Below are 15,119 nucleotides of genomic sequence, written 5' to 3'. Positions count from 1 at the left end.
GGGACCACCGATGCCGGATGCCTGCAGCAGGCGACGGCGTGCATTCGAGGACGGGCGCATGGCAGCAACAGGCAGGCAGGGCAGGGCAGGCAGGGCATCGGCAGGCATCGCGCATGCCGTGGCCGTGCTGGCGTTGCTGCTGCCGCCGCCGCTGCTTGCACAGAGCTACCCGAACCCGCTGAACAACACCGCCACGGTGACCGCACCGACCGACGTGGCCGACCCCACGCCGGGCAACAACAGCGCTACCGACACCAACGCGCTGGCCCTGCAGGCACAGCTGAGCGTAAGCAAGAGCCTGACCAGTGCCACGCCGGTGGCAGCGGGTGGCCCGGTGCAATACCGCATCCAGGTGAACAACGCCGGCCCGTCCGCGGCCAGTGGTGTTGCCGTGGTCGATACGGTGTCCTCGCTGCTGACCGGCGTGACCTGGACCTGCCAGCCGACCACGGCGGCATCGTCGTGCGCGCAGCCCAGTGGCAGCGGCAACGCGGTGAACGTGCTGGTCAACGTGGGCGTGGGTGACAGCGTGGTGCTGCTGGTGAATGGCACGGCACCGGCAGCAGCGACCCCGGCCACGGTGCCGGCCAACACGGTTTCGCTGGTGCTGCCTTCGGGCACGACCGACCCGACACCGGGTGATAACAGCGCCACCACGCCGGCCGTGCCGGTGCAGGCCAACGCGCTGGTCGCGGTCAACGACAGCTTCGCCACGCCCATTTCCTCCACCAGCGGTGGCAGCACGCCGACGGTGCTGGGCAACGACACCCTGAACGGCCAGCCGGTGGTTGGGGCCAACCTGATCATCTCGCTGCAGAACGCGCCGGCAGGCTTCACCATCAACAGTGCCGGCGTCATCGCGGTGCCGGCCGGTGCTGCGGCGGGTGCGACGTCGATCGGCTACCAGATCTGCGAGAACGCCTCGCCGACCAACTGCGCCACCGCCACGGCGAGCCTGGTCATCGCGCCCACCGCGGTGAACGACAGCATCAACGCGCAGGCAGGCGCCACGACGGTCACCGGCAATCTGGCGGCCAACGACAACGCACCTGCCGGCGCCACCTACAGCGCGTCGGGTGCACCGGTTGCGGGTGCCACCATCAGCAGCACCGGCACGCTGACCTACGCGCCCGCCGGCGGCATTACCCAGCCGGTATCGATTCCCTACCAGGTGTGCCTGCCAGCGCCCAATGGCAGTGTCTGCACCACCGCGACCGCCGCGGTGCTGGTCAACGCCAACGTGCTGGTCGCCAACGACGATACCTTTGCCACGCCGCTGCCGCCGGGCGCGGGCGGTACCACGCCCAGCGTGCTGGACAACGACACCTTCGACGGCAATGCGGTGCCGCAGGCCGGGGTGACGCTCAGCCTGGTCGGCGCGCCCAGCGGCTTCTCGATCAACCCCAACGGCACCATCGTCGTGCCGGCCACCGCCACGGCAGGGCCGCTGGCGCTCACCTACCGGTTCTGCGACAACGCCACGCCAACCAACTGCGCCACGGCCACCGCCAACCTGGTGATCAGCCCCGATGCGGTGAACGATGCGGTGAGCACCCCGGGCGGTGGCCGACCGGTCACCGGCACCCTGGCGGGCAATGACAATTTCGCCAGCGGCTCGATCTTCAGCCTGGGCACCCAGGCCACCCGCGGCACGGCCGTGGTCAACGCCGATGGTACCTTCACCTATACCCCGGCCAACGCCAATACCGGCCCGGACACCTTCACTTACCAGCTGTGCCTGCCGGCACCGAATGGCAGCGTCTGCGATACCGCGACGGTGACCGTGAGCGTGGCCGCCAACCAGCTGGCCGCCGCCGATGATCTGTTCGCCACGCCGCTGCAGCCGGGCACGACCACCGCCACCAGCCTGCTCGGCAATGACACGCTCAACGGCACGGCGGTGACGCCGGCGGCGGTGAGCCTGGTGCTCACCGGTGCCCCGGCCAGCATCACCGCCAACGCCGCCGGCCAGCTGCAGGTGGCGGCCGGCGCGGCATCGGGTGCATACACCTTCACCTACCAGATCTGCGAACTTCCGGGTGGTACCAACTGCGCGACCGCCAACGTGCAGCTGGTCATCGCCCCTGATGCGGTGGATGACAGCTTCACCGCAACGGCCGGTGTGGCATTGACCAGCGCGGTGGCCGGCAATGACAACGTGCCGGCGGGTTCGCAGTTCAGCCTGCTGTCCGGTGCCGCCCACGGTACGGTCAGCGTCAATGCCGATGGCAGCTTCAGCTATACCGCGCAGGGCACGTACGCCGGCGCGGACAGCTTCCGTTACCAGGTCTGCCTGCCAGCGCCCAATGGCGGCATCTGCGATGCAGCCACGGTGACCGTCAATGTGGCCGTCGCCGCGGTGGTGGCCGGCAATGACGACTTCACCGCCGCGCCTGTGCCCGGCACCGGTGGCACCACCGCCAGCGTGCTGGCCAACGACACCCTCAACGGTGTGGCGATCACTGCCGCGCAGGCCACCCTGTCGCTGATCAATACCCCGCCGGCCGGCTTCACCCTGGCGCCTACCGGTGAACTGCAGGTGCCTGCGGGATCATCGGCCGGCCCGCTCAGCCTGACCTACCAGCTGTGCCAGGCCGGCACCAGCAACTGCGCTACGGCCACCATCGCCTTGGTGATCGCGCCGCAGGCGGTGGCCGACAGCTTCACTACCCAGGTCGGCCGCGCGGTCAGTGGCAATGTCGGGGTGAATGATCGTGTGGCCGCCGGCAGCACCTATGCGGTCACCGGCACCGCGCCGTCGGGCCTGGTGTTCAACGCCGATGGCAGCTTCACCTACACGCCCCCGGCGCAGTACACCGGTACCACGACGTTCACCTACCAGGCCTGCCTGGCTGCCCCGTACAGCACCGTCTGCAGCACGGCCACGGCGACCCTCAACGTCAACGCCGGCACGCTGGTGGCCAATGACGATGATTTCCGCGCGAGCCTGCTGAATCCGGCCACCGGTGGCACCACCGTCAGTGTGCTGGCCAACGACACAATCAATGGCGCGATTCCGCCGGCCCCGGCCGAAGTGATCCTGAGCCTGCTGGGTGCGCCGGGCGGCTATGTGCTCAACCCCAACGGTACGATCTCGGTGCCGGCTGGTGCCGCCGCAGGCGCAGTGAACTTCAGCTACCGCATGTGCGAGGCCGCGCTGCCGACCAACTGCGATGACGGTGCGGTGCAGCTGCTGCTGGCGCCGGTCGCGGTGAACGACAACGTGAGCACTGCCGTCGGCGTGCCGGTCAGCGGCAATGTCGCCAGCAATGACAACGTCCCCGCCGGTGCCACCTTCAGCGTCACCGGCACCGCACCGGCCGGCCTGGTGCTGGCCGCCAACGGTGCGTTCACCTACACGCCGCCGGCCGGCACCCAGGGCATCGTCACCTTCGCCTACCAGGCCTGCCTGCCGGCGCCGAATGGCACGGTCTGCGCGGGCGCGACGGTCACCCTCAACGTCAACGCCGGCACCCTGGTCGCCGCTGACGATGACTTCCGTGCCACGCCGATCGGTGCCGGTGGTGGCAGCACCGTGTCGGTGCTGCTCAATGACAGCCTCAATGGCACCCAGCCGCCGGCATCGGCCGATGTGCTGCTGGGCCTGGTCGGTGCGCCGTCGGGCTTCAGCCTGGATGCCAACGGCGTGTTGAACATCGATGCAGGCGTGCCATCCGGTGCGCTGACGTTGACCTACCAGTTGTGCGAGACCGCGCTGCCGGGCAACTGCGATTCGGCGCAGATCCGCCTGGTGGTGTCGCCCACTGCGGTGGCCGATGTGTTCTCCACGCCGGCCGGGCAGCTGCTGTCGGGCAGCGTGGCCAGCAATGACAACGCGCCGGTGGGCGCGGTGTTCACCGTGTCCGGCACCACGCCGGCCGGCCTGCTGCTGGGCCGCGACGGCACCTTCCAGTACACCCCGCCGGCCGGTTTCACCGGGCCGGTCAGCTTCAGTTACCAGGCCTGCCTGCCGGAACCGGACAGCGCGCTGTGCAGCACGGCCGGGGCGACCATCAACGTCAACGCCGGCACCCTGGTGGCGGTGGACGACGACTTCAGTGGCACGCCGTTGGCGCCGGGCGCGACCAGCGGCACCAGCGTGCTGGCCAATGACAGCCTCAACGGCAGCGTACCGCCGCCGGCCGGCAGCGTTGCCCTGACCCTGGTGGGCGCGCCGTCGGGCTACGCACTCACCGCTGCGGGCCTGCTGCAGGTGCCGGCCAGCGCCGCTGCCGGTGCCACGGCGCTGAACTACCAGATCTGCGAAACCGCTGCGCCCAGCAACTGTGCCAGTGCCAGCATCCGCCTGGTGGTGACGCCGTCGGCGCAGAACGACAGTTACTCGACGGCCGCCGGGCAGCCGTTGAACGGCAGTGTCGGTGACAACGACAACGTGCCGGCCGGTGCCGTGTTCACGGTGGTCGGCACCGCTCCGGCCGGGCTCAGCTTCGGCGGCGGTGGCAGCTTCACCTACGTGCCGCCGGTGGGCGCGGCAAGCCCGGTCACGTTCGACTACCAGGTCTGCCTGCCTGCGCCGAACAGCGCGCTGTGTGCGACCGCCAGCGCCAGCATCAACATCACCGTCGGCAGCCTGGCCGCCAATGACGATGACTTCAGCACGGCGCCGGTCAATCCGGTCACCGGTGGCAGCACGCCCTCGGTGCTGCTCAACGATGCGCTGAACGGCAGCACCCCGCCGGCCGCCGCTGATGTTGTGTTGAGCCTGACCGGCGCACCGGCGGGCATCCGCCTCAATCCCGATGGCACCATCACCGTTGCCGCGGGTGTCCCGGCCGGTGGCCGCACGCTGACCTACCAGCTGTGCGAGGCGGCGGCGCCGGGCAACTGCGCCAACGCCACGCTGCGGCTGGTGGTGGCACCGTCGGCCATCGACGATGCCCTGTCCACGCCGGCCGGCGTGGCCTTGAACGGTTCGGTGGCAACCAACGACAACGTCGGCAGCGGCGCGCTGTTCACCGTGGTTGGCACCGCGCCGACGGGGCTGGCGTTCAACCCGGACGGCAGTTTCGTCTATACCCCGGCGGCCGGCTTCAGTGGCTCTGTCAGCTTCAGCTACCAGGTGTGCCTGGCGGCGCCCGACACCGGCATCTGCGCCAACGCCACGGCCACCGTCAACGTCAACAGCGGCACGCTCGTGGCGGTGGATGACAGCATCGCCGCGCCGGTCGCCGGTGGCAGCGCTACGCCCAGCGTGCTGGGCAACGACACGCTCAATGGTGCGACGCCGGCCGCGACCGATGTGGTGCTCAGCCTGGTCGGCGCGCCGTCCGGTTTCTCGATTGCCGCCGATGGCACGATCACCGTGGCCACCGGCACCGCCGCAGGGGCGGTCTCGCTGACCTACCAGGTCTGTGAAGCCGCCGCTACGACCAACTGCGCCACCGCCAACGTGGCCCTGGTGGTCGCACCGGCGCCGGCCGACGATGCGTTTGCGGTGCAGGCGGGCCTGTCGGTCACCGCCAACGTGGCCGGCAACGACAACATGCCGGTGGGTTCGACCTTCAGCGTGCAGGGCACGCCGCCGGCCGGTGTCACGTTCACTGCCGATGGCGGCGTCACGTACGCGCCGCCGGCCGGCACCACCAGCCCGACCAGCTTCGTCTACCAGGCCTGCCTGCCCGCACCGAACGCGGCGGTATGTGCGACCGCGACGGTGACGTTGAACATCAACAACGGCGCGTTGCTGGCCAACAACGACAACCTCGGCGCCGTTGCCCCGGGCGCTGTCACCGCCAGCGTTCTGGCCAATGACACGCTCAATGGCGTCAGCCCGCCGGCAGCGGCCACTGTGGCACTGACGCTGGTGGGTGCACCGGCCGGCTTCAGCATCAATCCCACCGGTACGCTGTCGGTGCCGGCCGATGCGGCCAGTGGCGCCACCACGCTGACCTACCAGGTGTGCGAAACGGCGGCGGCCAACAACTGCGCGACCGCCAGCATCGCCCTGGTGGTGCGGCCGACGCCGCTGGACGACAGCATCGGTGTGCAGGCCGGGCAGGCCAACACCGGCAACGTGGCCGGCAACGATGCGATGCCTGCAGGCTCCAGCTGGAGCGTGCCGTCGCCGCCGCAGGGCCTCGTGTTCAACGCCAACGGCAGCTTCACCTACACGCCGCCGGCCGGCACCCTGGGCCCGGTCACGTTCAGCTACCAGGCCTGCCTGCCCGCGCCGGATGCGGCGGTGTGTGGCACCGCCACGGCGACCCTCACCATTGCCGTCAGTGCCATCGTTGCCAACGACGATGCCTTCGCTGCGCCGCTGACGGCAGGCTCGGTCACGCCCAGCGTGCTGGCCAACGACGTTCTCAACGGTGCCACGCCGCCGCCGTCCGCGGCCGTGCAGCTGCTGCTGGTCGCGCCGCCAGCCGGCTTCGTCATCAACAGCGATGGCAGCGTGCAGATTCCTGCCGGTGCGGCAGCAGGTGCGACCGCGCTGACCTACCAGCTGTGCGAGACCGCTTCGCCCACCAACTGCGCCACGGCAGCCATCACCTTCGTGGTGACCCCGTCGCCGCAGGCCGATGCGTTTGCCGTGCAGGCCGGCGCCAGCCTGACCGGCGCCAGCGTGGCGAGCAACGACAACCTGCCGGCCGGCTCCACCTGGGTGGTGCAGGGCACCCCGCCGGCCGGGCTGGCGTTCAACGCCGATGGCAGCTTCAGCTACACGCCGCCGGTGGGTACCACCGGTGCGGTCACCTTCACCTACCAGGCCTGCCTGCCGGCACCCAACACTGCGGTGTGCGGTACTGCCACGGCCACCATCAACGTCAACACCGGCACGCTGGCAGCCGCCAACGACAGCTACACCGGCATCGCAGCCGGCAGCACCACGCCCAGCGTGCTGGCCAACGACAGCCTCAACGGCACCACGCCGCCGGCGGCGGCCAGCGTGCAGCTCAGCCTGGTGGGGGCACCGGCCGGCTTCGCCATCAATGCCGATGGCACCCTGGTGGTGCCAACCGGTGTGCTCTCCGGTGCGACCACGCTGACCTACCAGATCTGCGAAACCGCCGTGCCCAGCAACTGCGATACCGCCACGGTGGCGCTGGTCATCACCCCGTCGCCGCAGCCCGACGCGTACTCGGTGCTTGCCGCAGGCACGATCAGCAACGGCAACGTGGCCGCCAACGACAACATGCCGGCCGGCTCGCTGTTCTCGCTGCCCGTGGCCGGACCTGCCGGGCTGACCTTCAGTGCCGATGGCAGCTTCACCTACACCGCGCCGGCCAACACCCCCAGTCCAGTCACCTTCACCTACCGGGCCTGCCTGCCAGCGCCGGATGCGGCGCTGTGCGAAGACGCCACGGTGACGATCAACATCAACGACGGCACGCTGGTGGCGGTCGATGACAGCTTCACCGTCGCACCGGGTGGCACCTCCGGCAGCAGCGTGCTGGGCAACGATTCGCTCAACGGCGTCTCGCCGCCGGCTGCCGGAGCGGTGCTGGTCACCCTGGTCGGCGCACCGGCCGGCTTCGTGCTGGATGCCAATGGCATCCTCAGCGTGCCCACCGGCATCGTGTCCGGCCCGCTGACCCTGACCTACCAGGCCTGCGAAGCTGCCGCGTCCGGCAACTGCGACACCGCGAGCATCGCGCTGGTGGTCAGCCCCGCACCGCAGGACGATACCTTCAACGCGCAGGCCGGGCGGGTGTTGTCGGCCAGCGTCGCCAGCAACGACAACATGCCGGTGGGTTCCAGCTGGACCCTGCAGGGCACGGCGCCGGCCGGGCTGCAGTTCAACATGGACGGCAGCTTCAGCTACACCCCGCCCACCGGCACCACCGGTGCGGTCACCTTCACCTACCTGGCCTGCCTGGCGGCGCCGAATGCCGCGCTGTGCGCGACCGCGCAGGCGACCCTCAACATCGCCACCGGCACCCTGCTGGCCGGCGATGACACGCTGGCCGGTGTCGCACCGGGCGGCACTTCCGCGGCGAGCGTGCTGGCCAACGATGCGCTCAACGGTGTCAGCCCACCGGCACCGGGCGACGTGGTGCTGAGCCTGGTCGGTGCACCGGCAGCGTTCACCCTCAACCCGAACGGCACCATCACCGCCGGCAGCGGCGCGATGTCCGGCCCGACCACGCTGGCCTACCAGATCTGCGAAGCAGTGGCACCGGGCAACTGCGCCACTGCCAACGTCACCGTGGTGGTCAACCCGGCACCGCAGGACGATGCCGCTGCCGTGCAGGTGGGGCAGAGCCTCAGCGCCAGCGTGGCCGGCAACGACAACATGCCGGCCGGCTCCAGCTGGAGCCTGCCGGGCACGCCGCCGGCCGGTTTCGGCTTCAACACCGATGGCAGCTACACCTATGCGCCGCCGGCCGGGACCAGTGGTCCGGTAGTGGTGGCCTACCAGGTCTGCCTGCCGGCACCCAATGCCAACCTGTGTGGCACCGCCACGCTCACCCTCAACATCAACAATGGCGCGCTGGTTGCCACCGATGACACCCTGACCGGTGTCGTCGCCGGCACCACCTCCAGCGCCAGCGTGCTGGCCAATGATTCGCTCAATGGCAACTCGCCACCGGCCGGTTCGTCGGTGGTGCTGAGCCTGGTCGGCGCGCCGGCCGGTTACGCGATCACCGCGCAGGGCACGATCAGCGTGCCGTCCACCGCGGTCTCCGGTCCGGTCACCCTGACCTACCAGATCTGCGAAGCGGCTGCGGCCAGCAACTGCGATACCGCCACGGTCGTCGTGGTGGTCAGTCCGTCGCCGCAGCCGGATGCCTTCGCCGTGCAGGTCGGGCAGACGCTGTCGGCCAGCGTGGCCGGCAATGACAACGTGCCGCCCGGTGCGCAGTACAGCGTGCAGGGCACCGCGCCCGATGGCCTGCTGCTGACCGCCACCGGCGCGTTCACCTACACGCCGCCACCGGGCCGGTTGGGCGTGGTCACCTTCGATTACCAGGTGTGCCTGCCTGCGCCGTATGCGACGGTGTGCGGCACCACCACGGCCACCATCACCATCAACAACGGCACCCTGGTGGCGGGCGACGACAGCTTCAGCGACATCGCGCCGGGCACGACCGTGGGTACCAGCGTGCTGGCCAACGATTCGCTCAACGGCGTGTCGCCGCCGGCAGCCGGTACGGTGACGCTGGCTCTGGTCGGCGCACCGGCCGGCTTCTCGATCAGCGCCGATGGCCTGATTACCGTGGGCACCGGTGTGCAGTCGGGTGCGACCACGCTGACCTACTGGATCTGCGAGGCGGCCTCGCCGGCCAACTGCGACACCGCCAGCGTGCGGGTGGTGGTCAGCCCGGCACCGCAGCCGGATGCCTTCGCCGTGCAGGCCGGGCAGACGATGGCCGGCAGCGTCGCTGGCAACGACCACATGCCGGCGGGTTCGACCTGGAGCCTGCAGGGCACGGTGCCGGCCGGCCTGGCCTTCAACCCGGATGGCAGCTTCACCTATGCGCCGCCCGCCGGCACGGCCGGGCCGATCACGGTGACCTACCAGGCCTGCCTGCCGGCACCGGACGCGGCGCTGTGCGGCACCACCACGTTCACCCTCAACATCAACAACGGCGATCTGGTGGCTGGCGATGACGTCATCACCGGCGTGGTTGCCGGTGGCACGTCGGTGGCCAGCGTGCTGGCCAATGACCGCCTCAATGGCGCCAGCCCGGCCCCGGCGGCCGATGTGCGCCTGTCGCTGGTCGGCGCGCCGGCTGGCTTCACCCTGAACCCGGATGGCACGATCACCGTCGGCAGCGGCGTGCTGGCCGGCTCCACCACGCTGACCTACCAGCTGTGCGAAGCGGCGGCGGCCAACAACTGCGACACGGCCAGTGTGATCATCGTGGTCAGCCCGACGCCGCAGGCCGATGCGTTCTCGGTGCAGGCCGGACAGCAGCTGGTCAACAGCGTGGCCGGCAACGACAGCATGCCGGCCGGTTCGAACTGGAGCGTGCAGGGCACCGCGCCCGTCGGCCTGGTGTTCAACGCCGATGGCAGCTTCACATACACGCCGCCGGTGGGCACCCTCGGTGCGGTCAGCTTCACCTACCAGGCCTGCCTGCCGGCGCCGAACGGCAGCGTCTGCGGCATCGCCACGGTCACCCTCAACGTCAACACCGGCACCCTGGTGGCCGGCGATGACAGCTTCAGCAGCATTGCCCCGGGCACGGCCACGCCCAGCGTGCTGGGCAACGATTCGCTCAACGGTGTGACGCCGCCGCCGGCCGCCTCGGTGTCGCTGAGCCTGGTGGGTGCGCCCACCGGCTTCGCCATCAACCCGGATGGCACGATCAGCGTCGGCAGCGGCGTGGTGTCGGGCAGCACCACGCTGACCTACCAGATCTGCGAAGTGGCGGCCTCCAGCAACTGCGGCACCGCCAGCGTCAACGTGGTGGTCAGCCCGGCGCCGCAGGCCGATGCCTTCAGCGTGCAGGCGGGGCAGTCGGTGAACAACACCGTGGCCGGCAACGACAACATGCCGGCCGGTTCGACCTGGAGCGTGCAGGGAACGACGCCGGCGGGCCTGCTGTTCAACAGCGATGGCAGCTTCAGCTACACGCCGCCGGCGGGTACTTCCGGCCCGGTGACCTTCACCTACCAGACCTGCCTGCCGGCACCGAACGCGGCGCTGTGTGGCACCGCCACGGTCACCTTGAACGTCAACAGCGGCACCCTGGTGGCCGGCAACGACAGCTTCATCGGCATCGCACCGGGCACGGCCACGCCCAGCGTGCTGACCAATGATTCGCTCAACGGCGTGTCGCCGCCGGCTGCTGGCAGCGTCACCGTCAGCCTGGTCGGCGCGCCGGCCGGGTTCACCATCGCCGCCGATGGCACGATCAGCGTCGGCACGGGCGTCACCTCCGGCACCACCACGCTGACCTACCAGGTCTGCGAAGTGGCCGTGCCGGGCAACTGCGCTACGGCCACGGTGAGCGTGGTGGTCAGCCCGGCACCGCAGGCCGACACCTTCAGCGTGCAGGCCGGTCAGGTGCTGTCCAACACGGTGGCGGGCAACGACAACCTGCCTGCCGGCGCCAGCTTCAGCGTGCAGGGCGCGACCCCGCCGGGCTTGGTGTTCAACACCGATGGCAGCTTCACCTACACGCCGCCGGCCGGTACCACCGGTGTGGTCGATTTCACCTACCAGGCCTGCCTGCCCGCGCCGAATGCGTCGCTGTGCAACAGCGCCACGGTCAGCGTCACCATCGGCACCGGCACGCTGCTGGCGGCCAACGACAGCTTCAGCGCCATTGCGCCGGGCGGCATCACGCCCAGTGTGCTCAGCAACGACTCGCTCAATGGCGTGTCGCCACCGGCCGCTGGCACCGTGACCCTTGGCCTGGTCGGCGCACCGGCCGGTTTCGCGATCAATGCTGACGGCACGATCAGCATCGGCGGCGGCGTCACCTCGGGTGCCACCACGCTGACCTATCGCGTCTGCGAAGCCGCCGCGCCCAGCAACTGCGCTACCGCTGCCGTGAGTCTGGTGGTCAACCCGGTGCCTCAGGCCGATGCCTTCAGCGTGCAGGCCGGGCAGACGCTGTCCAACACCGTGGCAGGCAACGACAACCTGCCGACCGGCTCCAGCTTCAGCGTGCAGGGCACGACGCCGCCGGGCCTGGTGTTCAACACCGATGGCAGCTTCACCTACGCACCGCCGGTCGGTACCACCGGTGCGGTCACCTTCATCTACCAGGCCTGCCTGCCGGCACCGGATGCGGCGGTGTGCGCCACCGCCACGGTCACCCTCAACGTCAACACCGGCACGCTGGTGGCCGCCGATGACAGCTTCACCGGCATCGCCCCGGGCGGCAGCACGCCCAGCGTGCTGGCCAATGATTCGCTCAACGGCGTCACTCCGCCGCCGGCGAACACCGTGACCGTGGGCCTGGTCGGCGCACCGGCCGGGATCAGCATCAACCCCGATGGCACGATCAGCATCGGCAGCGGCGTGCCGTCCGGCCCGACCAGCATCACCTACCAGGTGTGCGAAGTGGCCGCGCCCAGCAACTGCGCCAACGCGACAGTGAGCGTGGTGGTCAGCCCGGCGCCGCAGCCGGATGCCTTCAGCGTGCGCGCAGGCCAGGTGCTGTCCAACACGGTGGCCGGCAATGACAACATGCCGGGCGGTTCGACCTGGAGCGTGCAGGGCGCAACGCCGCCGGGCCTGGTGTTCAACGCCGATGGCAGCTTCACCTACACGCCGCCGGCCGGCACCCTCGGCGCGGTCACCTTCACCTACCAGGTGTGTCTGCCGGCGCCCAATGCCGCGCAGTGCGGCACCGCGTCGGTCACCCTCAACGTCAACACCGGCACCCTGGTGGCCGGTGATGACAGCTTCAGCGGCATCGCCCCGGGCGGCACCACGCCCAGCGTGCTGGCCAACGATTCGCTCAACGGCGTGTCGCCGCCGGCGGCCGGTACCGTCACGCTGACGCTGGTGGGCGCCCCGGCCGGTTTCGGCATCAACCCGGATGGCACGATCAGCATCGGTACCGGCGTCACCTCCGGGCCGACCACGGTCACCTACCAGGTCTGCGAAGTGGCTGCACCCGGCAACTGCGCCACCGCCAGCGTGACCGTGGTGGTCAGCCCCGCGCCGCAGCCGGATGCCTTCAGCGTGCAGGCCGGGCAGACTCTGGCGAGTACCGTTGCCGGCAACGACAACATGCCGGCCGGTTCGGTGTGGAGCGTGCAGGGCGCCACACCGACGGGCCTGGTGTTCAACGCCGATGGCAGCTTTACCTACACGCCGCCGGTGGGTACCAGCGGGCCGGTCAGCTTCACCTACCAGGTCTGCCTGCCGGCGCCGAATGCCAGCCTGTGCAGCACCGCCACCGTCACCTTCAACGTGGGCGGCGCGGCCAACGTGGTGCTGGCGGTGAACGATGACTTCAGCAACACCCCGGTGGATCCCTCGGTGGGCGGCACCATCGCCCGCTCGGTGCTGGACAACGACAGTTTCAACAACGTCTCGCCGCCGCCGGTCGGCAGCGTGGTGGCCAGCCTGACCGGCAGCACCCCGGGTTACACCATGAACAACCAGGGCCAGATCATGGTGGCCCCGGGCGTGCAGGCCGGGCAGGTTCAGCTGGCCTACCAGCTGTGCGAGAACGGCGTGCCGACCAACTGCACCACCGCCATTGCCACGGTGCTGGTGCAGGGCCCGGTGGGCGCGCTGCTGGCGGTGGACGACACGGGTGGCCCGGTCGGGCCGGAAGGGCGCAGCCGCCTGCTGAACGTGTTCGCCAACGACACCTTCAACAGTGCCGCGCTGGATCCGGCCCAGGTCAACTTCGTGCCGGTGGCCACCAACGCACTGACCTTCAGTGCAGATGGCTGGGTGGACGTGGCCGCAGGCCTGGCGCCGGGCAGCTACAGCACCACCTACACCCTGTGCCTGGTCAGCCAGCCCACGGTCTGCGACGTCGGCACGGTCACCGTGACGGTGATCGCCGCCGAGCCGGGCGTGGTGGCTGAGGATGACCGGATCGACATGCCGCAGAACGGCGTGGTGGAGATCGACGTGCTCGGCAACGACCGTCAGGATGGCACGCCGGTGGATCCGTCCACCGTCACCGTCACCATCACCACGCCGCCGCCGTATGGCGAGGCCGCGGTGCTGCCGAGCAAGCGCATCCGCTTCGCCGTACTGGCCAACTTCGCCGGCGTGCAGGGCTTCGACTACCAGGTCTGCGATGTCGCCGATCCGTCGCTGTGCGCCAGTGCGGCGGTCACCATCACCGTCGAGCCCAATGTGCTGACCCTGGCCGATGATGCGGTGACTGCCGAAACCAGCGGCCCGCTGGTCATCGATGTGCTGGCCAATGACAGCACCCGCACCGCGCCGCTGGACCCGGCCTCGCTGCAGGTGGCTGCTGCCCCGGCACACGGCACCGTGCAGTGTGCCAACGGAGTGTGCACCTACACGCCGGCTGCGGACTTCAGCGGCACTGACAGCTTCCGCTATCGGGTCTGCGACCTGAGCGTGCCGACCCCGCTGTGTGCCGAAGCCAACGTGGCGGTGACCGTGGCCGGCCAGCAGGCCGTGCTGCGCCTGACCAAGGTGGCCGCCAAGCGTACGGCGCAGATCGGCGACCTGGTGCGTTACACCGTCACCGTCGACAACGTGGGCGAGGTCGATGCCAACGGCGCCACGCTGCTGGATACGCTGCCGCCGGGCTTCACCTTCGTCAGCGGTGGTTTTGCGGTGCAGGATGCCGACAACGATGCGCGCACCAGCGGCGTGCAGCCGCTGCGCATCGACGGCATCGACGTGCCGGTGGGCGAGCGCGCCACGGTGGTCTATTACCTGCGCGTCGGCGCGGGTACCGGCACGGGCGTGCACACCAACCGCATCACCGCCATCGACGGGCAGAACCGCAGCATCGGCAACGTGGCCACGGCCGACGTCGATGTCAGCGTCGATCCGCTGCTGGATGAAAGCCTGATCGTCGGCAGCGTGTTCGACGACCGCAACGGCAACGGCATCCAGGATGATGGCGAGCGCGGCATCCCCGGCGTGCGCGTGGCAGCGGTGGAAGGTCTGGTGATGGAAACCGATGCCTACGGCCGCTACCACCTGGTCGGCATTCCGGGCGGTGAAGCGCGCGGACGCAACTTCATCCTCAAGGTCGATCCGTCGACGCTGCCGGCCGGTGCGCGCTTCACCACGCCCAACCCGCTGGTACGGCGCATCACCCCCGGCCTGCCGGTGCGCTTCGACTTCGGCGTGCGCATGCCCGATGGTTCGCTGAGCAGCGAAAGCGCACCCGCCGCCGTCGTGCCGCATCCGGCGCGGGTGGAACTCGGCCAGGCACTGTTCGCCAGCGGCAGCGCCACGCTGGCAGCCGACCGCGCGGGCGTGCTGGACAAGGCCGCCCAGGCGCTGGTGGCGCGCGGCGGGGGCCGCGTGCTGCTGGTCGCTGCGGCGGGTGAGGAAGCCCTCGCCGGGCAGCGTGCGCGGACGGTGCGCGATGCACTGGCCAGCCGCCTGCCGGCCGAGGTTGCGGCCGCCACACGCATCGAAGTGCACGGTGGCGATGGCCGCGTGCTGCAGCAGCTGGCGATCGAGCCGCCCGGCGGGGTGCCGCCGCCGGCCGGTTCCCGCAGCGGGGAGGGGCGCTGAG

General features: G+C 70.1%; 1 protein-coding gene. It reads left to right on the top strand.

All coding sequences use genetic code 11. The features are described 5' to 3' along the window. The first annotated feature begins 58 nt into the window (after nucleotides 1-58). A complete protein-coding gene (locus VER16_RS18985) occupies nucleotides 59-15,118 on the top strand; it encodes an Ig-like domain-containing protein (protein ID WP_324810795.1) in 15,060 nt (5,019 codons plus the stop codon). The last annotated feature ends 1 nt before the right edge of the window (nucleotide 15,119 follow it).

The sequence above is a fragment of the Stenotrophomonas sp. genome (assembly GCF_035634915.1).
GTDB lineage: Bacteria > Pseudomonadota > Gammaproteobacteria > Xanthomonadales > Xanthomonadaceae > Stenotrophomonas.
The sequence above is the reverse complement of the archived record's forward strand: the minus strand, read 5'-3'. Positions and strand labels throughout refer to the sequence as shown.